The 20,314-nt window shown below is 68.7% G+C and carries 17 protein-coding genes; 8 read left to right on the forward strand and 9 right to left on the reverse strand.

Annotated features, from left to right (window positions below; all coding sequences use genetic code 11):
- Positions 1–135 precede the first annotated feature (135 nt).
- Complete coding sequence (locus ACFV9C_RS00005) at positions 136–978, reverse strand: GNAT family N-acetyltransferase (protein ID WP_380189258.1); 843 nt, start codon at positions 976–978, stop codon at positions 136–138.
- A gap of 45 nt (positions 979–1,023) precedes the next feature.
- The gene (locus ACFV9C_RS00010) at positions 1,024–2,751 is read right to left on the reverse strand and encodes a methyltransferase domain-containing protein (protein ID WP_380189260.1); all 1,728 of its coding nucleotides are present in this window, start codon (positions 2,749–2,751) and stop codon (positions 1,024–1,026) included.
- Positions 2,752–2,829: 78 nt separating this feature from the next.
- Here ACFV9C_RS00010 and ACFV9C_RS00015 point away from each other — a divergent pair, with 78 nt between their 5' ends.
- Positions 2,830–3,444, forward strand: coding sequence for a TetR/AcrR family transcriptional regulator (locus tag ACFV9C_RS00015; protein WP_380189262.1), 615 nt, complete (start codon positions 2,830–2,832; stop codon positions 3,442–3,444).
- Positions 3,445–3,447: 3 nt separating this feature from the next.
- Here the strand turns inward: ACFV9C_RS00015 and ACFV9C_RS00020 are convergent, their stop codons facing one another.
- Together ACFV9C_RS00020 and ACFV9C_RS00025 are read right to left on the reverse strand one after the other, a co-directional pair.
- Positions 3,448–4,008, reverse strand: coding sequence for a cysteine dioxygenase (locus ACFV9C_RS00020; RefSeq protein ID WP_380189264.1), 561 nt, complete (start codon positions 4,006–4,008; stop codon positions 3,448–3,450).
- Positions 4,005–4,892, reverse strand: coding sequence for an amidohydrolase family protein (locus tag ACFV9C_RS00025; RefSeq protein ID WP_380189266.1), 888 nt, complete (start codon positions 4,890–4,892; stop codon positions 4,005–4,007). The genes ACFV9C_RS00020 and ACFV9C_RS00025 overlap by 4 nt, the downstream gene beginning before the upstream one ends.
- A 116-nt stretch (positions 4,893–5,008) precedes the next feature.
- Here ACFV9C_RS00025 and ACFV9C_RS00030 point away from each other — a divergent pair, with 116 nt between their 5' ends.
- Entirely contained in the window at positions 5,009–6,016 is a 1,008-nt protein-coding gene (locus tag ACFV9C_RS00030; protein ID WP_380189268.1) for a LacI family DNA-binding transcriptional regulator, read from the forward strand.
- 82 nt (positions 6,017–6,098) lie between these two features.
- Here ACFV9C_RS00030 and ACFV9C_RS00035 read toward each other — a convergent pair whose 3' ends face one another.
- Positions 6,099–6,920, reverse strand: coding sequence for an SDR family oxidoreductase (locus ACFV9C_RS00035; RefSeq protein ID WP_380189270.1), 822 nt, complete (start codon positions 6,918–6,920; stop codon positions 6,099–6,101).
- Positions 6,921–7,026: 106 nt separating this feature from the next.
- Between ACFV9C_RS00035 and ACFV9C_RS00040 the strand changes: the two genes are divergently transcribed.
- Positions 7,027–7,569 carry a helix-turn-helix transcriptional regulator gene (locus ACFV9C_RS00040; protein WP_380189272.1) on the forward strand — a complete coding sequence of 181 codons (543 nt, stop codon included), beginning with the start codon at positions 7,027–7,029 and terminating at the stop codon, positions 7,567–7,569.
- A gap of 55 nt (positions 7,570–7,624) precedes the next feature.
- Here ACFV9C_RS00040 and ACFV9C_RS00045 read toward each other — a convergent pair whose 3' ends face one another.
- Entirely contained in the window at positions 7,625–10,549 is a 2,925-nt protein-coding gene (locus ACFV9C_RS00045) for a M36 family metallopeptidase (protein WP_380189274.1), read from the reverse strand.
- Positions 10,550–10,750: 201 nt separating this feature from the next.
- Positions 10,751–11,962 carry a hypothetical protein gene (locus ACFV9C_RS00050; protein ID WP_380189276.1) on the reverse strand — a complete coding sequence of 404 codons (1,212 nt, stop codon included), beginning with the start codon at positions 11,960–11,962 and terminating at the stop codon, positions 10,751–10,753.
- 324 nt (positions 11,963–12,286) lie between these two features.
- Here ACFV9C_RS00050 and ACFV9C_RS00055 point away from each other — a divergent pair, with 324 nt between their 5' ends.
- From ACFV9C_RS00055 to ACFV9C_RS00075, 5 genes are all read left to right on the forward strand, one after another.
- Entirely contained in the window at positions 12,287–13,576 is a 1,290-nt protein-coding gene (locus ACFV9C_RS00055; protein ID WP_380189278.1) for an ABC transporter substrate-binding protein, read from the forward strand.
- The gene (locus ACFV9C_RS00060; RefSeq protein WP_380189280.1) at positions 13,573–14,430 is read left to right on the forward strand and encodes a carbohydrate ABC transporter permease; all 858 of its coding nucleotides are present in this window, start codon (positions 13,573–13,575) and stop codon (positions 14,428–14,430) included. The genes ACFV9C_RS00055 and ACFV9C_RS00060 overlap by 4 nt, the downstream gene beginning before the upstream one ends.
- Positions 14,427–15,239, forward strand: a complete 813-nt coding sequence (locus tag ACFV9C_RS00065; RefSeq protein ID WP_380189282.1) for a carbohydrate ABC transporter permease — start codon at positions 14,427–14,429, stop codon at positions 15,237–15,239. Before ACFV9C_RS00060 ends, ACFV9C_RS00065 begins: the two co-directional genes overlap by 4 nt.
- Positions 15,240–15,532: 293 nt before the next feature.
- Positions 15,533–15,865, forward strand: coding sequence for a hypothetical protein (locus ACFV9C_RS00070; RefSeq protein WP_380189284.1), 333 nt, complete (start codon positions 15,533–15,535; stop codon positions 15,863–15,865).
- Complete coding sequence (locus tag ACFV9C_RS00075) at positions 15,849–18,308, forward strand: GH116 family glycosyl-hydrolase (protein ID WP_380189286.1); 2,460 nt, start codon at positions 15,849–15,851, stop codon at positions 18,306–18,308. Before ACFV9C_RS00070 ends, ACFV9C_RS00075 begins: the two co-directional genes overlap by 17 nt.
- Before the next feature lie 44 nt (positions 18,309–18,352).
- On the opposite strand, the gene ACFV9C_RS00080 is transcribed toward ACFV9C_RS00075, so the two are convergent.
- Positions 18,353–18,730 (reverse strand): DUF779 domain-containing protein, encoded by a 378-nt coding sequence (locus ACFV9C_RS00080; RefSeq protein ID WP_380189288.1) that lies wholly within the window; start codon positions 18,728–18,730, stop codon positions 18,353–18,355.
- Positions 18,731–18,734: 4 nt separating this feature from the next.
- Positions 18,735–20,258, reverse strand: coding sequence for an aldehyde dehydrogenase (adh, locus tag ACFV9C_RS00085; protein WP_380189290.1), 1,524 nt, complete (start codon positions 20,256–20,258; stop codon positions 18,735–18,737).
- Positions 20,259–20,314 lie beyond the last annotated feature (56 nt).

Here is a 20,314-nt window from a genome sequence, read left to right on the forward strand (position 1 = left end):
GCAGATCCAGCACCACCCGCCGACATTCCTCCGACAGCTTCACCGCCACAACACCCTCCAACAATCAGGCGTTGCAACAATCACCTGAACCCGCCTGCCCATCCGGGAAGAAATCCTCCCCAACCCGGGCCACCTTCAGAGCTTGAGGGGCTTTTGGAACCAGTGGTGGGCGTAGGGCTCCTCGTTGAAGGGTGCGACCTCCTGGTAGCCCGAGGTGCGGTAGAGCGCGATCGCCTCGGTGAGGGTGCGGTTGGTTTCCAGCCGTACGGCGGGGGCGCCGTGCGCGGCGGCGGCGTGTTCGAGCTCGGTCAGCAGCCGGCGACCAAGGCCCAGCCCGCGGGCCTCCGGTGAAACCCACATCCGTTTGATCTCGGCCGGCTCCGGGCCGTGCAGCTTGAGCGCACCGCAGCCGGCCGGCTCCGAGCGCAACGTTGCCACCAGCAACAACCCGGCCGGCGGCGTCAGCTCGTCGTTGCCCGCCGAGATGCTCCGGCCGCGGTCGAACCCGTCGTCGAACCGCCGTCCGAGTTCGGCGAAGTACTCGGTCAGGCAGTACTGCGCGACCGGCAGCCGCGGGTCGACCACCTCGACCCGCACCATCGAGGCCGTCAGCAGGCGCGTGACCTCGTCCATCGCGGCCACCAGCCGCTCCTGCTGCGCCCGGCTCAACGGCTCCAGGATCGACGCGGCCAGCTCGTCCGACCGCTCGTCGAGCACCTTCCACTCAGCCGCACCCTCCGCGGTCAGCCGGGCCATCCGCACCCGGGCGTCGGTCGCGCCGGGCTCGACCCGCACCAGCCCGGCGCGCTCGAGCGACCGCAGCAACCGGCTCAGGTATCCGGAGTCGAGGTCGAGACGAGCCCGCAGCGACCGGACATCACAGCCGCCCGCTCCGATCTCCCACAAGACCCGGTCCGCGCCGAGCGGCCGTCCGCGCGCCAGGTAGTCCTCCTGCAACGCGCCGACGCGCTGCGTCACCAGGCGATTGAACCGCCGTACCTAGACGACAGCCATTCTCTGACCTTAGTCAGAGATCTTCGGTCGCGCCAGCGCCTGGATCGCTCGCAGCCGGCCGTCGGCCAGGGCCTCGGTGAGGTGCTTGACGCGTTCGCGGAAGCTGGGGACGAACGCCTGCAGGCCGAGCGGGCTGGGCGGCAGCGACCGCATGATCGTTCCGACCTGCTCGGTCAGGTCCTCCCAGTGCTCGACGGTGAAGCCGGCCGCTTCGATCGTCGCGCGCAGGTCGTTCGGCGTACTGAGATGGCTGTGTACGGCGGAATCGGCCCACGGCAACGGGTACTCGAGGTCCCGCCCGTCGCCAACGACCAGATCCCACAGCGCGATCCGGCCTCCAGGTTTCAGGACCCGCGCCGCCTCCCGGTACAGCGCGTCCTTGTCCGCCACGTTCATCTGGACATGCTGGCTGAACACGACGTCGTACGACGTGTCGTCGAACGGCAGCGCGGTCACGTCGGCCCGGCGGACGGCGATCCGGTCGCCCAGGCCGACGAGGCCGTTGAGCCATTTCGCGGTCTCGCAGTACTCGTCCGACAGGTCGACGGCGGTCACGGCACAGCCGAAACGGTCGGCGACGTAGCGCGACGTACCACCGATGCCGGCGCCCGCGTCGAGCACCGCGCTGTCCGGCTTCAGCTCTGCCAGCTCCACGAGCTGGGCGGTCGCGAGGCGTCCGCCGGTGTGGTAGTCCTCCAGCATCGCCAGCTCGGCCGGCTCGATACGCTCGAGATCCTTGCCCGCAGCAACGAGTGCCTTCTCGATGTCCTGCTGGACGGTTCCAGTCCGGTAAGGGACGTTACCCATACCGTGCCTCGACGCGATCTCGGCGATCGCGGACGCCAGCAGGTCCGGGTGTTCGGCGGTGGTCAGGTGGCCGCCGGGAAACGTGACGATCCGCGCCTCAGGAACCCGTTCGCGGGTCGCGTCGAGCTGCCGGTGCTCGTACGGATCCTCGGCACTGCCGCCGACGTACAACGGGATCGATCCGTCGAGCGAACGGGCGATCGCCGCGAGGTCCCAGCGGTCCGCGTTCCGGCGGTGCTCCGGCACGAAACCCGCGCCGTCATGGAGGAATCGCGCACCGTCCCGCCGCGTCAGCGCGGACCACAGCTCGGTGAGCTCGGCCTCGGTGGGCCGGTAGTCCCGGGCGTACATCCGCGCCTGCTGCCACCCCTTGACGAACGGCACCACCGATCGCTGGATCCCACGCGCACCGAGGACCCCGAGCGGCGACCGCAGCATCGGCGGGCCCTGCCACGGATGCGTGTGCGCGTCGGCGAACAGCCCGCCGTTCACGATGAAGACCGCCTCGATCGTCGGCTCCAGGTCACGCCGCAGGAGTTCCAGCAGCGTCAGCGAGCTGTAGTCGAACGTGACGACGACGGTACGGCGTACCCCGTGGTGCCGCCACAACGCCTCGACGAGATCGGCGCGCCCGACCGTCGAATGCGGGTAGTGCCGAGGCTTGTCCGAATCGCCCTGCCCGATCGGCTCGACGTACAACCGGGGTCCGAGGCTGCACGGCAGCAGGTGATCCACCTGCGCCCAGCCGTACGACCCGTCCGGGAAGCCCGGCAGCATCGTCAGCCAGACCGCGTCGGCGTCGGCCACCGGCGTCGCCCGCTCGAAGACCTTCAGTACGGCGGCAGCGTCCGTCCGCGCGTGCTCCGGGTCGTACCCGATCCGCTGACCGCCGGCGAACCACTCGTCGGCCGTGACCCACACCGTTCCCATCGAACCCTCCCGATTTAGTGGACAGTGTCCACATTACGTCGGAAAAGTGGACACTGTCCACCTTGTTATCCTGAGCCGGTGAGCGAACCGGCGGAGGCACCGCGGCGACGGCGGGCGCGGGGCGACGTACGGGCCGGGCTGGTCGCCGCCGGGATCGAACTGGCGCGGGCGGGCGGGCCGGAAGCAGTCGTACTGCGGGAGGCGACCCGGAGCGTCGGCGTCGTGCCGAACGCGGCGTACCGGCACTTCGCCGACCGCGACGAACTGCTCGCCGAGGTGTGTACGGCGGCGATGAACGAGCTGGCCGAGCGGATGGTCGCGGGCATCGCGCGGGTCCGCGGGAAGCGCGGGAACCCGGACGCGGCGCAGCGGCGGCTGGCCGCGATCGGGGCGGCGTACCTGGAATTCGCGCACCAGGAGCCGGGGCTGTTCGCGACCGCGTTCGCGGTCCCGCGGCAGCACGCCTACGCGGGGGCGGACCGCACTCCGCTGGGGCTGCTCCGGGACGCGCTCGACGAACTGGTGGAGGCCGGAGTCCTCGACCCGCACCGCCGCGCGGGCATCGAGTACCCGATCTGGTCGATCGTGCACGGCACGGCGGTGCTGACGACACAGGGTCCGCTGCGCGGCGACCCCGACATACGGAAGATCGAGGCGCTGACCGCGGACTTCATCGGCAGCGCCTTGAGCTGAGGGTCAGTCGATCGGGCGGAGCTCGTCGGCGTACGAGACCGAGACCCGGCGGAGTACGCCGTCCTTCACCGAGTACTGGCCCATCCGCCACAGCGGCGGGCTGTACGCGTGCACCGTGACGCTGCCCTTGTCGAGGCCGGTCAGCCGGTGGATGTGGTCGGGGCCGAAGCCGTACACGTCACCCGCCTCCACCTCGGTCTCGACGGACTCGGTACCGATCGCCAGGTTGTGCTCGACGAGCTTGCCCCGGGCAACGGCCACCGCACCGGAGGAGACGTCGTGGTCGTGCCAGCCGGTGTCGTTGACGGGCGTCCAGCAGATCAGCCAGACGTCGACGTTCGCGTCCCGGTGCAGCGAGGCGAAGACCCGCTCCTCGTCGCTGTACGCGACCTGGTCCTCCCACAGGTGCGGCTGCGCGGCGATCGACGCGGCCAGCTCGGACAGCTCCGCGGGCGTCAGGTCGCGGCCCGGAAGGTCGTCCAGCGACAGACAGTTGTTGAGCTCCACGAGCCGGCTGGCCTGGCGCGCCGGGACGTTGGGTACGTCGATTGGCTGAGCAGTCACTGCACTCCCCTCTCAGGAGATGCACCGAACAGGAGCCGGTGCGGGTTGTCGTGGCGGATCACCGCGGTCGCGGCGGCGCCCTGGCGGAGGTCGGTGATGCCGGCGTACGGCCGGTCCGTGCCGTGCACGACCTGGTCGATACCGAGCACCCGCGCGACCGCGTCGATTCCCTGCGGGCCGTAGCTCGAGGTGTCGACGTACAGGTTGGGGTCGATCGTGCCGAGCCGCCCACCGCGGGCGGTCAGCCGTTCGTGATGCACCGGCGCGAGGCCGGCGGCAGCGGCGAAGCAGAGCCGGAGCTTCGGGTGCGTACGACGCCCGCCGTACGCGTGCCACGCCCACCACGCCGCCTGCAGCTGGGTCGTGTAGTCGACGACCGGCGCCCACCAGCAGGCGGTCTCAGCCGCGGCCGCCGTACCAGGATGGACGAGGATCGGCTTGTTCAGCTGCTCGAGCGTTTGCAGCACGTCCGCCTGCGCCTCCCACCCGGACGGCGTCGTCAGCACGTGCGCCGGGAGCTGCAACCCCAGGAAGCCCTTGTTCAGAAGATCTTCCAGCCCAGCAGGTTCGCGTAGATCCACGGAGGCCCAAGCGCGGAACGGCTCCGGGAATTCGGCCGCTCCGTCGTGCCACGCGGCGAGCAGCTCGGCGTCACCGAGCTCCTCCACTCCGAGCGGGCTCGACAGCGACACGGCGGCCAGCGTCGTACCGGCGTCCTGCTCGAGCGCGACCCGCTTGCCGATCTCGTGCGCCGCCGGATCCACGTCGTACGGCGCCTCGGTCGCGGTGTGCAGCGTCCAGCCGTCCAGGTACGGCGGCTCGCGGCGCGCCCGCAGCCGGTCCACGAAAGCCTCCGGCCAGAGGTGCTGGTGAACGTCGATCATCACGCTCTCCTCTCGCCGGTTTGATCAGATTGAAGCGCTTCAGGATGAATAGAGTGAAGCGCTTCAATGTGGTGTCTGTCAAGTTTCTGTCCACGCCGCCGGTTAGGGTCATGGACATGTCCGGAACGAGCCGGAGGCCGACCCTCAAGGACATCGCCGCCGAGACCGGTCTCTCGATGGCCGCCGTGTCGTACGCGCTGCGCGGTCTGCACGGCACGCCCGAGACCCGGCAGCGGGTCCAGGACGCCGCCGAGCGGCTCGGCTACCAGGCCGATCCGGTCGCCCGTGCGCTCGCGTCCGGCCGCAGCGGCTCGATCGGCGTGCTCTGCGCGTCGCTCGAGGACCTCTGGCAGCAACGCGTCGCCGCCGCCCTCGGCCGCGAGCTGCTCGCCCCCGACCGGAACGCCTGGATCATCGACTCGGCCGGCGACGCCGACCGGCAGCTCGAGCTCGCCCAGCACCTGGTCGACCACCGCGCTGACGCGATCGTCGTGGTGCCGATCGACCCGGCGGCGAAGGCCTGGGCGGAGATCGCCCAGCAGGTGCCGGTGATCGCGATCGGCGACGCGCTGCCCGGCGCGAAGGCGAAGTCCGAGGTGATCCTCGACAACGAGACCGGCGTCAGTACGGCGCTGCGCCGGCTCGCGGACGCCGGCCACCGCGACATCGCCGTACTGAGCCCGACCCGCCGCCTCGAGGTGGAGCGCCCCGCCGAGGAGATCGCGCAGCGGGTGGCGAAGGACCTCGGGCTGCGGATCCGGCTGCTGCAGTGCCCGCACGACCTGGCCGGCGCGACCGAGGTCGCCCGCACGCTGCTCACCGGCCCCGACCGCCCGACCGGCATCCTCGCGCTCGCGGACTCGATGGCCTTCGGGGTGTATGCCGCGAGCCGCGAGCTCGGGCTGTGCATCCCGGACGACCTGTCGCTGCTCGGGTACGACGACCAGCCGATGTCGCAGTTGCTGACGCCGCCGCTGTCGACGTTCCACTGGCCGCTCGACGACCTGGTCGGCCACGTCGTCTCGCGCGTCACGTCCGCCGTCGACACGAACCGCCGCGTCCGCCGGACCACGCTGACGCCGACCCTGATCGAGCGCGGCTCGGTCGCCGGGCCGCCCCGGTAGCCGTTGCTCGACAGGATCCATGCGGTTGAAACTAGACTAATTCACTACACTTAAAGTCCATTGTCCAGGATCCGGACACCGCTCACGGTGTGATCCCGTTCAGCCCGACCGCACTGCTGAGTACCCGATCTCTCAACCCCGCGGGAAGTTTCGGGAGGATCGCGCCGAGCGTGCGGGCCTCGGCGACGGCGTACCGGCGCTTGGGTCGGCGGGCCTCCACCGCGCGGACGATCACCTCGGCCACCTTGTCCACCGGGCCGGGCTTGAACCTGCTCATGGCCTTCGCGTACGCCTCGAGGTGCGCGCGATAGAGCTCCACCTGCTGCCGATCGGCACGCTGCAACGCGGCGTCCGCGGCAGCGCCCGCGCGGTGGAAGATCTCGGTCTCGGTGGTCCCCGGCTCGATCACCACGACCGGGATCCGCCACGGCGCCAGCTCCAGCCGGAGCGCGTTCGACAGCGCCTCCAGCCCGGCCTTGCTCGCGGACAGCGCGCCCATCAGCGGCATCGCGACCCGCCCGGTCGCCGCACTCACGTTCACGATCCGCCCGCCGCCCGCTCGCAGCAGCGGCAGGAATTCCCGTACGACGGAGGCCGGCCCGATCGTGTTCACCTCCAGCTGCCGCCGCCACTCGTCCGCCGGCACCAGCTCCAGCGGACCCTGCACGATCACGCCCGCGTTGTTGACCACCGCCCACAGCCCGTCGACCTCGCCCGCGACCCGCTTCGCCGCCGCGGCCACGCTCTCCGGATCCGCCACATCCAGCGGCAGCACCCGGACCTCCGGCCCGAAGCCGGCCGGCCCGCGCGCCCCGGCGTACACAGTGAATCCCCGGCTCCGCAGCAGCCCGACCGTCGCCGTACCGATGCCGCCGGTCGAACCTGTGACGAGCACAGCCTTCATGTCGACTCCTTTGAGATGTTCTCTAGGACATGTCCCTAGGGACATATTCGAGCATGCACATGTCCGTGGGGACATGTCAAGATGGCGGTCAGAGAAGGAGGCAGCGATGTCACTGCGGCACGGACTGCTCGGGCTGCTGGCGGAGGGTCCGGCCAGTGGGTACGACCTGGCGCGCCGGTTCACCGAGGTGCTCGGGTCGGTCTGGCCGGCGCAGCACCCGAAGATCTACGCCGAGCTGAACAAGCTGGCCGGCGAGGGGCTGGTCGAGGTCGAGAGCGAGGGCCCGCGGCGCCGGAAGGCGTACCGGATCACCGACGCCGGCGTGGCCGAGGTGAAACGCTGGCTGACCGAGGTCGACGTCGACCACACGATGCGGCTGCAGCCGCTGCTGCGCTCGCTGTTCTTCTGGATGATGGACCGCGACGAGCTCCAGCAGCACCTGGAGGCCGAGGCCCGGTACTACCGCGACCTCGCCGGGCAGTACACCGAGTACGCCGCCCGCAAGGACCGCGGCGAGTTCGGCTACAGCGAGCAGACCCAGTCGATGCGGGTGACGATCGAGGCCGGCATCCGGCTGTACTCCGCCCTCGCCGACTGGGCCGAATGGGCCCAGACCGTGCCGCCGGCGAAACCGCCGAAGCACTCCTGAAACGCCGGAAGGCCGGCCGAGCGGGATGCTCGGCCGGCCTTCGCGGGAGGGGGTGTTACTTGGTACCGAAGACCTGGATCTCGGTCATGTCGGTGAACTTGCAGCCGCCGAACGCACCGTTCGGGCAGTTGTTCTGGAAGTCCGGGACCTGCGGGCTGAGCATCCAGAAGCGGACGTACTGGACGCCGGTCGCGTTGCCGGTCGGGGCGACCAGGTTGTACTTGCCCCGGTTGGTGGCGTCGAAGGTACCCGCCGCCGCCGTCGCCCAGGTGGTGCCGTCGACCGAGGTCTCGATCTTGTACTGGCCGGTCGACGAGCTGCCCGGGTCGCCGCAGGTGTTCGACGGGTCGACGTTGAAGTTGCTGATGTTGACCTTCGCCGGCAGCTTGATGTCGATGTGCTTGGCGATCATCGTGTTCGTCGCCGTGCCGTTGTCGTCACCGGTGGTGCTGCCCCAGCCGGTGCCCTGGGCATTGTCGATCGCTCCGGTCGGGCCACAGCCGGAGGAGCTGAAGTCCGGACCGTTGAAGCCGGCGATCGTGCCGCCGCCGGACGAGGCCGCCCAGTTGCGGCGCGGCGTGAAGGCGGCGTTGGTGCCCTTGGCGACCTTCACCGACTGGACGATCAGCTCGTAGCCTGGGGCCGAGACGACGACCTTCGGGTACGTGCCCGGTGCCACACCGCTGATGCTGTAGTTGCCCTGGGCATCGGTCGCTGCGGCGTAGTCGCCGGCGTAGCCGGACGAGTGACCGCCGATGTAGACCAGCGCGCCGGCCACCGGAGCGCCGGTGTCCTTGTCCTTCACGGTACCGCTGAGCGTCGTGGTGGCACCTGTCGGCGGCTTGTGGAAGTCCTCCGCCGGGTAGGCGTCGCCGCCGTCGACGACACCGGCGTACCAGCCCATGCCGCGGTTGGCGAACACGGTCCAGATGGTGTCGGCGTTCTTGCCGCCGCTCTGCACCAGGTCGGCCTGGACGATCGCGTTGCGCATATCGAGCATCGTCGGGTCGGCCGGCGACAGCTCCATCGCGCGGGTGATGATGCTCATCGCGTACGCGCGGCCGAAGCGCTCACGCAGGTCCCAGAGGGTCTGTGCCCAGACCTCGCCGGACGCGTGCACCTCGGGCGAACCGCCGATGGTCGGGAAGTCGGCGTACGTGTAACCGCCCTTCGAGCCGTCGGGCTGGATGCAGTTCGGGCTGACCGCGTGCACCCGGCAGTCGATGGCCTGGGTCCGGAACAGGTCGCCGTGCGCGACGTACCTGCCCTCGAGGACCTCACCCGGCTTGGTGGTGTCCTTCTCCAGGCCGTGCGAGACCAGGTAGTCCATCGCGTAGAAGTCGCTCCACGCCTCGCCCATCGAGCCGGCCTGGATGCTGTTCAGCGTCGAGTTGCCGGTGGCGTCGACGACCAGGCGGTTGGACAGACCGTGGGTGTACTCGTGGTACAGGATGCTGGCGTCGTTCGCACCGCTGGACGGGACCCACGGGTCCTGGGCGTCGGTGGCGCCCGGCGAGTGCCACAGGTACATCTGCATGGTCGGCGAGGTGCCGTCCGGCGGGGTCGACATGTTCGCGTTGTCGATGTGGTTCGCGTCCGGGCCGCCGTCGGCACCGGTGGCCGCGCCGTCCAGCGCGTTCAGGTGCACCGGGTCGCCGCCCGCGGCGTCGAACGAGCCGGCCGCCGGGGTGAAGCTGATCGGCGGCTTGGCCAGCCAGTCGTGGAAGTTGCTGGCCAGGTAGAACGCGTTGGTGACGTCCTGGTTCATGTTCACCTTCCAGGAGTCCGGCTTCGCCGGGTCCCAGGTGCAGATGAACGAGGCCGAGCAGAACGACGACGCGTTCTGGAAGGTGGTCAGCTTGTACTCGGCGCCGGTCTTGGTGCCGGGCACCTTGACCGTCTCGCCGGCGTTCGGCTGGTTGTCGTCGTTGACGTCCGCCCAGGCCGCGACCGACGTACCGTCGAGGAGGGTCTTCGCGTTCTTCGGCAGCCACTTGTTGTAGATCAGGTTCTCGACCCGCTGGGTGCCACCGACCGGCGCGCCCGGGTAGTAGTCCTGGACCAGGGCGTCGCCGTTGCCCTCGCTGACCAGGTCCTTGCGGTACAGCGTGGCACCGGTCTGCGCGTCGACGACGTGGCTGTAGATGTTCTTGCCACCGGAGTTGGTGTAGGTCATCCAGCCCTTGCGGAGCCCGTCGGCGGTGTGGAACCAGACCGGCTTGGCGGTGTCGCCGTTGCTCCAGGTGGTGCCGCCGCCCGCGGTCTTGGCGGTCGCGCTCTTCGCGGTCCCGCCGACATCCTGGATGGCGGCGCTGCGGGCGCCAGCGGCGGTGACCGTCGGCGCGGCCGCGGCGGACCGGGACTGCGCGGCCGCGGTCAGGCCGGAGACCGGCGAGCCCATCACCGAGATCAGCTGGCCGTTCTTGGTGACGTTGGCCTTCAGGCCGTTGCCGAAGACCTCGACGCCGTCGACGACCTGGGTCCAGAAGATGTGGTGGGTGCCGAGGTCGTCGACGTAGTCCTTGCGCAGCTGCAGCGTGCCGAGGTCGGCGTCGGACAGCTTGAAGACCTCGGGGTGCGCCTTCACGTAGCCGAGCGCGATGTCGGTGGCCTTCTTGCCGCTCTTGCCGGTCAGGAAGCCGTTCAGCTTGGTGACCTGGGCCGGGGTGCCGGTGTTCGGGTCGACCGAGACGACGCCCTGGGCACCGAGCGACTCACTGAACTTCTTCGCCGCCGCGGTCTCCTTGCCCTCGACCTTGGCGGCCCGGGCGTAGGTGGTCTTGGCGTTCGGCGTCCGGGCGTCGAAGTTGCCCTTCCGCTCCTTGCCGGCGGCCTGCTTCTCGGCTTGTGCCGGCTTCTTGCCTTCGGCACCGGAATTCTGCGCGGCGTCCGCGCCACCGGCGGTCATGGCCAGCGCGATGGCGGCCGCGGAGACGGCTGAGACTGCCAGGAGCCCCCGCCCTCTGCGTGATGTGGTCACAGCAAATCTCCATGGAGTTCGAATCAGCGGGTCGCCCTCCACGACCCGTCCCGGGGGCTGACCTTAAGCCTGTGGGGGCGTCCGGGGAAGAGAAATCACCGGATTGCCGCGGAGTTGAGGGTTGTCCTTCGTGCAGGGAACAGTACTGGGAGCGACCGGCCGATTGCACGTAGCAATCGCCCGGTCGCTCCCTGTGTTGACTCAGAAGGCGCCGGCGCCGTTCGGCGTACCGAGGCCGGTCGGGCCGTCCCAGCCGGTGCGCGCGTTGCACCACTGGGTCGTCGGGCAACTGCCGTTGCTGCCGCTGGTCACGTCGAACAGCGAGCTCGCGTGGCCGTACGGCAACGCGTTCGCGTAGCCGGTGGTGTTGCCGGACAGCGCGTAGACCGCGGCGATGATCGGCGCCGCCTCACTCGTCCCGCCGAACTGCGCCCAGGTCGACGCGGTCCTGCTGGTCGGGTAGTAGATCGCCATCCCGCCCTTGCCCGGGTCGGCCGCCGCGGACACGTCCGCCATCGCCCGCTTCGAGCAACCGGTGTCGAACGACGACGCCGCGCTCAGTGCCGTGTTGTACGTCGAGCAGCCCGAGCCGGCACCGCTCCACACGGACTCGCTCCAGCCCCGGGAGTTGCTCGCGGCAACCAACGACGTACCGCCGACGGCCGTGGTGTACGCCGAGGACGCCGGGTAGCTGCCGCCCTGGTAACCGTTGTCACCGGTCGACGCGGTGACCGCGATGCCCGGGTGGTTGTAGTACGCGCCGTACGTCGCGTCGTCCGCGTCGCCGCCGCCGTAACTGTTGGAGATGGCAACGACTCCGGGCTGCTTGGCCGCCGTCTGCACCGCCGCACCGAGGTCCGCGAAGCTCGCGGACTTGGCCTGCACGACCACGATCTTGGCGTCCGGCGCCGCGGCCGACACCGCGTCCACGTCGAGTGCCTGCTCACCGGCCCAGCCGACGTTGAACTTCGGCAGCGACGTACCGCCGGTCTGGTTGATCACCTTCAGGCAGCCGTTGGCCGTCGTACAGGCCGACAGCCCGAACTGGGAGCGGTAGACGCCGAGGTCGCGCTCCAGGTTCGGGTAGCCGTACGCGTCGACGATGGCGACCGTACGGCCGTTCGCCTTCAGGCCCGTGAGCTTGTAGGCGTCCTGCAGGCCGGACGGGGTCAGGCCCGTCGACGGTGGGGTGCTGGAACGGGGTGCGGCGCCCTTGGCGTCCACCAGTTTGACCGCGTCACAGACCGCCGTGTGAGCCGCTGTCGTCGCCGAGCAGACCTTCGCTGCGTGCTTGCCGGCCGTGTAGGGAGTGGGGGCGCCGACCGCACCTGACGCGCTCGTCATGGCTGCGGTCAGACCGACGACGGCGAGCGCGCTCGCACTCAGGGCGGAGACGAGAATCCGTTGCCTCAACTGGACTCCTCGAGGTTTGGGCAGGCCTCCGCGGACGGTCCCGATCGGCCAGAGGGCGGAGGCCGGCGTGATTTGGGGGTCTTCGCATCGTCCGTCCGGGGTCGCACCGGAAGCCAGCGGTTGGACCACTGACATCCGTCATGGGCACAGCCGTGACAGATGTCCCGGCCAGACCGGAATTACCGCGTGATCACGCGGTTACCAGCAGTTCTTGGAGCGGTGAAGGATTCCCCCTGAGTTTCCTGGCGCCCGAGTCTTGACACCGTTTCGGCCGTCGGGACTATGCTGCCGAGAAATCGATTTCCCGCCTAGAGGAGTGCACTGATGGCTTTGCTGAGTCGGCGACGGTTCCTTCAGGCCACCGGCGGTACGGCGGTGACCGCCGCGCTGGCCGGCTGCGGCGGTGGCGGGAGCGGCGGCGGGTCGTCGTCCAAGGAGCTGTCGTTCGTCTACATGGGTACGGCGGAGCAGCAGGCGACCTGGAACAAGCTGTTCGCGAAGTTCTCCGAGCAGCACCCGGAGATCAAGCTCAAGGCCGAGGGCATCCCGCTGTCGAACTGGGGCGACTTCTTCAACAAGCTCTCCACCCGGATCGCCGGCGGCCAGGTCCCGGACGTCATCCAGATCGCCACCGAGGGCCAGCGCCTGTTCGCGTCCAAGGGCCTGCTCGCCCCGCTTGACGACTACATCAAGAAGGACCAGTCGACGATCGACGAGTACTACGCGGACATGGACCCGAACCTGATCGAGTGGGACAAGAAGTACGCCTCGACCGACGGCAAGACGTACTACCTGCCGGGCGAGTTCAACACGATGTGCATGTGGTACTCGAAGGACCTCTTCGCGAAGGCCGGCGTACCGGAGCCGACGGCGAAGTGGACGTGGGACGACTTCCGGCACGCGTGCGAGCAGATCAAGGCGAAGACCGGCGCGTTCGGGTACGCCGCCGACTCGGCGTACTTCGCCGCGATCATGCCGTGGCTGCTCACCAACGGCACCAGCAGCTTCACCGACGACTGGTCGAAGCCGACGTACAACGACCCGAAGGCGATCGAGGCGGCCGAGTTCAACCGGAAACTGGTCGCGGACAAGCTGTCGCCGCCGCCCGGTGGCACGTTCGACGCGTTCACGGCCGCGGCGCAGGGCAAGCTGGCGATGTTCGGCGGCGGGCGCTGGCCGATCATCAGCATCCGGAACCTGAAGGCCACCCAGAAGATGGGCATCGTGCCGTGGCCGACCAAGGTCCAGCAGGGCTCGCCGGTCGGCTGGAACGGGTACCCGATCCTGAAGGCGTCGAAGAAGAAGGACGACGCCTGGACGTTCATCAAGTTCCTGATCTCCAAGGAAGGCTCGTCGACGTTCGCGCAGCTCGGCGGCACGATCGTCCCGGCCCGCAAGTCGATCGCGAACAGCCAGTCGTTCCTCGAGGACGCGCCGTCCGGGACGCAGTACCTGTACGAGGCGCTCAGCTACGCGACGCCGATCCCGTCGCCGGACAAGGGCGCCGCGATCCAGAAGGCGATCGAGGACGGCTGGAAGCAGGTCCTGACCGGCAACGCCGCGCCGGCCGACGCGCTCGGGAAGGCGCAGACCGCGCTGGAGGGCCTGGTGTGAGACGGGACTGGTTGCCGGGCTATCTGTTCATCAGCCCGGCTGTTCTGCTCTTCCTGGTCTTCATCGCGGTCCCCCTGCTCGCGGCGTTCGGGCTGAGCCTGTTCCACTGGGACCTGCTGAGTACGCCGAAGTTCGCCGGGCTGGACAACTTCAAGCAGTTGGTGAGTGACGGTACGACGATCCGCGCGGTGCTCAACACGTTCGTGTTCGCGCTGGCGTCGGTGGTCACGCACATCGGCCTGGGGATGCTGCTCGCACTCGGCGTCCACCGGACGATGACCCGCGGCACGAAGTACTTCGTCCGGACGGCGTACTTCTTCCCGTTCCTGGTGTCGTGGGCGGCGGTCGCGCTGATCTGGAAGTACGTGCTGGATCCGACGTTCGGCATCGCGGCGTACTACCTGCACACGACGACGAACTGGCTGGCGTCGCCGACCTGGGCGTTGCCGACGCTGATCGTGGTCGACTGGTGGCACACGATCGGGTACACGTTCATCATCCTGCTCGCCGGGCTGCAGACCGTTCCGGCGCAGCTGCACGAGGCCGCGCGGGTGGACGGCGCGAACGCGTGGTGGCGGTTCTGGAGCGTGACGCTGCCGGTGATGTCGCCGACGATCTTCTTCGCCACCGTGATCACGTTCATCGGCGCGTTCCAGATCTTCGACCCGATGGTGATCATGACCCAGGGCGGCCCGGACGGCGCGACCCGGAGCATCGTGCAGTACACGTATGAGAAGGGCTTCCAGTCGTTCGAGGTCGGGTACGCCGCGGCGCTGTCGCTCGTGCTGTTCGTGGTGATCATGGTGGTCACCGGCCTGCAGTTCCGGCTCAGCCGACGGTGGGTGCACCAGTGAGGGGCAAGCTGCTCGACCTCGTGCTGGTGCTCGGCGGGCTGGTGATGATCGCGCCGCTGGTGTGGCTGATCGTGAACGCGCTGTCGGAGCCGATCAACGCGTTCCAGCTGCCGCCGCAGTGGATCCCGAATCCGCCGACGGTGCAGAACTTCCAGCAGGTGCCGGGGCTGATCCCGTTCGCCCGGATGGCGTGGAACAGCCTGCAGATCGCGGTGCTGACGACGGCCGGGGCGTTGCTCACGAGCGCGATGGCGGCGTACGCGTTCAACCGGCTGCGGTTCCCGGGGCGGGACCAGATCTTCTCGGTGCTGCTCGCGGCGCTGGTGGTGCCGGTGCAGCTGACCGTCGTACCGATCTTCATCATGATGCGCTGGCTGCACCTGGTGGACACCACAGTGGCGATCTGGCTGCCGGCGCTGGTGAACGTGTTCGGGATCTTCTTCCTGCGGCAGTACATCTCGTCGATCCCGCGGGAGCTGGACGAGGCGGCGATCATGGACGGGGCCGGGCACTTCTGGATCCTGTTCCGGGTGATCCTGCCGCTGGCCCGGCCCGGCTTGACCGCGCTCGGGATCTTCGTGTTCGAGGCGTCGTGGAACAACTTCTTCTGGCCGTACATCTTCCTGTCGTCGCCGGAGAAGATGACGCTGCCGGTCGGGCTGGTGTCGTTGCAGGGCGCGGTCGGCGGCGGTCCGGCCGTCGTACTGTTCGCGGCGATCACGTTGGTGGTGCTGCCGATCCTGGTCCTGTTCCTGATCTTCCAGCGCTCGTTCATCGCGTCGATCGCGACCACGGGACTGCGCGCATGACGTACCTCCCAGCCGCCTTCAAAGCCCTCTGGCACGAACTCCCCCTCCTGGCCGCCTCCGGTGCCCTGACCTGCACCAGTGCGGCTCTCGTCGTTCTTCTCAGTCCTGGGCTCTCACCGCTTACTGTCCTGCTGGGTGTATTCGTCGTCTGTCCCGTCTGGGCTGGTGTTGTCGCGACCACGGATGCAGTCGTACGAGACGATCGCGGTGGTGTCCCAGAACTGTTCAGGAACATCAGGAGGCACGCACTTGCCGGGGTGGGGGTTGGGGTGGTGCCGGGGGTTGTGGTGGCTGTGGGGTTGTTGAATTGGGAGCTGTACAGCGGGCCGGGCTTCCTGCTGCCGTTGGCGCTCAGTGGGTGTGCGAGCGTGCTGTTAGTACTCGCCTCCTGCTACGCCTTCAGCCTGCGGATGACTGCTGGGCTTCGGGGCAAGCGGTTGTGGCTGACCGCGCTCCACCTGGTAGCCCGTGCGCCGCTGGTGCCTCTCGGCGTACTGGCGCTTGCTTTTGTCGCACTGCTGCTCGGTACCTCGGTTACCGCTTCACTGCTACTGCTCGCCCCAGGACCTGTTGCGTTGTTCGCCTCTGCTGGTACATGGACGGAGAAGCATGCACTACACCGGTGACACCCTTCGACACTTCGCACTGCCGCTGGGAGGTCTCGGCACCGGCACTGTCGCGCTGGCCGGCAACGGTGCGCTGCGCCAGTGGCAGCTGCACAACCTCGGCAACCACGAGGGTCACGTACCGAACAGCTTCTTCGCCCTGCGCCTGTCCCGCGTGGAACCGCCGCTGGACGAGGTACGCCTGTTCCAAGGACCGCCTGCCGCGCCGTCCAACACCCCGTTGGTTACGGACGACGTAGTACCTGTCGGCGAGCAGCACCTGTACGACGTCATCAAGCCGATCGGTCCGACCAAGGTGACTGCTACGTACCCCCAGGCACATGTGGAGTACGAGACCGAGCTACCTGTCGAGGTGGCGCTGGACGTGTTCAACCCGTTGGTGCCGGGTGACGCCGACGCAAGTTCGCAGCCGGTAGTGGGGTTCACGTTCACGCTGCACAACCCTGGTCCCATCCCGGTCCACGGCAAGCTCGCCGGCGCCCTTCAGAACGCGGTCGGCTGGGACGGCGTCACCCCCGTCGACGGCACCTCCTGCAGCCTGTACGGCGGCAACACCAACCGCGTCCGCCAGGCCAACGGCTGGACCTCCCTGGTGCTCGAGAACGGCGACCTGCCCCTCGACCATCCCGGTGCTGGGCAAACGGTGCTTGCTGCTCACGGCGAAGCATTCGTCCATCCGCAATGGACCCGACCCGAAGAATTCGTTGCCTTCCTCAACGGTCCGGTCACTCCCGCGAGTGGCGCCAGCGCACCTGGGACCACCTGGAACGGCGGCCTGGCGGTCCCGTTCCACCTGGAGCCTGGTGAGAGCAAGCAGTTCCGGTTCCTGATCGCGTGGCATTTCCCGAACCGATATGTCGACTTCAACCAGTTCGGCCCGCACCCGGAGTACGGCCACAGCCGCTTCTGGCTCGGCAACGCGTACACCCGCCGTACGCCGGACGCTGTCGCCGCGGCTGAGCGCTTCATCGCCCACTGGGACGAGCAGCAGAACCTCACCACCACCTGGACCGAGGCCTTCGACAACAGCACTCTCCCCGGCGAGGCAGGCGCACGACTCGCGGCCCTCGCAGCCGACGTACGCAGCCCAACCGTCTTCCAGACCGCGCAAGGCGACGTCCTCGGCTTCGAAGGTGTCCTGGGCGCCTCCACCGTCATGTGGGGCGGCCGGTACGGCGGATCGTGTCCGCTGAACTGCACCCACGTCTGGAACTACGAGCAGACCCTCTCCCGCCTGTTCCCGGCGCTCGAGCAGAACATGCGCGACACGGAGTACGACGTCATGCAGGCGCCCGAGGGCTACATCCCGCACCGCGTCCGCGCCCCGCTGTACATGAAGCAGCTCTGGGACGTGGTCATCGGCGGACCGGAGGAACCCGCGCTCGACGGCATGCTCGGCAACGTCCTCAAGACGTACCGAGAGGTGCGCCAGGGCGCCGGCCTCGACTGGCTCCGCCACCGCTGGCCGAACGTCGTACGTCTGCTCGACCACATCCACGGCAAGTGGCTGCACGACGGCGTACTGCGGGGAATCCAGCCGAGCACCCACGACATCGACCTGTGTGGCGTCAACTCGTTCATGGGCACGCTCTGGCTGGCCGCGCTGCGTGCCGCCGAGGAGATGGCGCTCCTGCTGGGCGAGGACTCGAAGCAGTACCGCACACTCTTCGAGACCGGCAGCACGGCGTACGACGAGCTCTTGTTCACCGGCGAGTACTACCGGCAGATCCTGGACCCGGACGAGACCCGTGACTTCCAGTGGGGCGACGGCTGCCTGGCCGACCAGCTGATCGGCCAATGGTGGGCACATCAGCTCGACCTCGGCTACCTGCTCCCGGAGGACCACGTGCGTACGGCGCTGCGCAACGTCGTCCGGCACAACCTTCGCACCGGCTTCCACGACTTCGAGCACCCGTACCGCGTCTTCGCCGACGAGGACGACACCGGCCTGCTGATGTGCACCTGGCCGCACGGCGGGCGCCCCGACGTACCCACCCGGTACTGCGACGAGGTGTGGACCGGCTCGGAGTACCAGGTCGCCGCGCACTGCCTGTACGAAGGCCTCACCGACGAGGGCATGGCGATCCTGCAAGGGATGTGGGCGCGGTACGACGGCACCCGCCGCAACCCGTTCAACCCGATCGAGTGCGGCGACCACTATATCCGCAACGCCGCCGGCTGGTCCGTGCTGGAGGCCCTGACCGGCTACCGCTACAACGCGATCACCAAGACCATCACGTTCGCCCCGCTGGACCTGGCCCGCGCCGACGACGGCTGGCGATTCCCCTTCACCACCAACACGGGCTGGGGCACCGCCACGTACTCCTCGGGCAGTCTCACACTCACCTGCCACTCAGGCCACCTCGACCTGCAAGCAGTCGCAGTCGACGGCACCACCTACCCGATCCGCCCGGACAACCCAATGGTGATCTCGACGACCTGAGAGTGCCGGCCGTCCGGCAACGCCACCGGACGGGCGGCACTCGTTCAGAGGAGTCCGAGTTCCGCGGACTCTCGGTCGGTGAAGAGGCGGGAGCGGATCAGGAAGCGGACGCCCTCGGGGGCCTCCACGGAGAATCCGCTGCCGCGGCCTTTCACCACGTCGACGGTGAGCTGGGTGTGCTTCCAGTACTCGTACTGGTTCGCGGACATCCAGAACCCGATCGGCTTGTCCACGCCCTCGACGACCAGGTCACCGAGATGCACGTCCGCGGCCCCCGTTCTGAACTCACCGTCCGGGTAACACATCGGCGAACTGCCGTCGCAGCACCCGCCGGACTGGTGGAACATCAGCGGACCGTGCATCCCGGTGAGGCGGCGCAACCACTGCGCCGCCTCGTCGGTGAGCAACACCTTGTCGACCATGGACTCAGAAGAACCCGAGCTTCGACGGGCTGTAGCTGACCAGCAGGTTCTTGGTCTGCTGGTAGTGGTCGAGCATCATCTTGTGGTTCTCCCGGCCGATGCCGGAGTTCTTGTACCCGCCGAACGCCGCGTGCGCCGGGTACGCGTGGTAGTTGTTCGTCCACACCCGCCCGGCCTGGATCTCGCGGCCGGCCCGGTACGCCGTGTTGATGTCGCGCGACCACACGCCCGCGCCGAGGCCGTACAGCGTGTCGTTGGCGATCTTCATCGCGTCGGCGTAGTCGTCGAACCGGGTGACCGAGACGACCGGGCCGAAGATCTCCTCCTGGAAGATCCGCATCTTGTTGTCGCCCTCGAAGATCGTCGGCTGGATGTAGTATCCGCCGGCCAGGTCGCCGCCGAGCTCGGCGGGCGCGCCGCCGGTGACCACCCGGGCGCCTTCCTCCTTGCCGATCCCGATGTAGGCGAGGATCTTCTCGTACTGGTCGTTGCTCGCCTGGGCGCCCATCATCGTGTCGGTGTCCAGCGGGTTGCCGAGCTTGACCGCCCGCGTCCGCGCGGTCGCGTCGGCCAGGAACGAGTCGTAGATCGACGACTGGATCAGCGCCCGCGACGGGCAGGTGCAGACCTCGCCCTGGTTCAGCGCGAACATCGTGAAGCCCTCGAGCGCCTTGTCGTAGAAGTCGTCCCGCGAGGACGCGACGTCGGCGAAGAACACGTTCGGGCTCTTGCCGCCGAGCTCGAGCGTGACCGGGATGATGTTCTCGGACGCGTACTGCATGATCAGCCGGCCGGTCGTGGTCTCACCAGTGAACGCGACCTTGGCCACTCTGTTGCTGGAGGCAAGCGGTTTGCCGGCCTCGACGCCGAACCCGTTGACGACGTTCACCACGCCCGGCGGCAGCAGGTCCGCGATCAGCTCCATCAGTACGTGGATGGAGGCCGGCGTCTGCTCGGCGGGCTTGAGTACGACGGCGTTCCCGGCCGCGAGCGCGGGCGCCAGCTTCCAGACCGCCATCAGGATCGGGAAGTTCCACGGGATGATCTGGGCGACCACGCCGAGCGGCTCGTGGAAGTGGTACGCGATCGTGTCGTCGTCGATCACCGACACCGAACCCTCCTGGGCCCGGAGCGCGCCGGCGAAGTACCGGAAGTGGTCGACCGCCAGCGGCAGGTCGGCGGCCAGGGTCTCCCGGACGGCCTTGCCGTTGTCCCAGGTCTCGGCGACCGCGAGCAGTTCGAGGTTGGCCTCGATCCGGTCGGCGATCTTGTTCAGGATGTTCGCCCGCTCGGCCGGCGAGGTCCGGCCCCAGCCCGGCGCGGCGCCGTGCGCGGCGTCCAGCGCGGCCTCGACGTCCGCCGCCGTACCGCGGGCGATCTCGGTGAAGTTCTGACCGGTGACAGGGGTCGGGTTCTCGAAGTACCCGCCTTTGACCGGCGGGACCCATTCGCCGCCGATGTAGTGGTCGTAGCGCGATTTGTACGCGACCGGGCTGCCATCCTGCCCGGGAGCTGCGAAGATCGTCATAGGTCCTCCAACGGATGTGGCGTAGGACCGAACCTAGGGAGCGTGACGTTGCACGG

This window comes from Kribbella sp. NPDC059898 (assembly GCF_042730855.1).
GTDB lineage: Bacteria > Actinomycetota > Actinomycetes > Propionibacteriales > Kribbellaceae > Kribbella.

Bases quoted from the DNA above. Each gene is read 5' to 3' on its own strand.
- ACFV9C_RS00030 (WP_380189268.1), top strand. From the start codon at position 5,009: ATGTCCGGAACGAGCCGGAGGCCGACCCTCAAGGACATCGCCGCCGAG.
- ACFV9C_RS00035 (WP_380189270.1), bottom strand. From the start codon at position 6,920: ATGAAGGCTGTGCTCGTCACAGGTTCGACCGGCGGCATCGGTACGGCG.
- ACFV9C_RS00080 (WP_380189288.1), bottom strand. From the start codon at position 18,730: ATGGTCGACAAGGTGTTGCTCACCGACGAGGCGGCGCAGTGGTTGCGC.
- ACFV9C_RS00010 (WP_380189260.1), bottom strand. From the start codon at position 2,751: ATGGGAACGGTGTGGGTCACGGCCGACGAGTGGTTCGCCGGCGGTCAG.
- ACFV9C_RS00040 (WP_380189272.1), top strand. From the start codon at position 7,027: ATGTCACTGCGGCACGGACTGCTCGGGCTGCTGGCGGAGGGTCCGGCC.
- ACFV9C_RS00025 (WP_380189266.1), bottom strand. From the start codon at position 4,892: ATGATCGACGTTCACCAGCACCTCTGGCCGGAGGCTTTCGTGGACCGG.
- ACFV9C_RS00075 (WP_380189286.1), top strand. From the start codon at position 15,849: ATGCACTACACCGGTGACACCCTTCGACACTTCGCACTGCCGCTGGGA.
- ACFV9C_RS00055 (WP_380189278.1), top strand. From the start codon at position 12,287: ATGGCTTTGCTGAGTCGGCGACGGTTCCTTCAGGCCACCGGCGGTACG.
- adh (WP_380189290.1), bottom strand. From the start codon at position 20,258: ATGACGATCTTCGCAGCTCCCGGGCAGGATGGCAGCCCGGTCGCGTAC.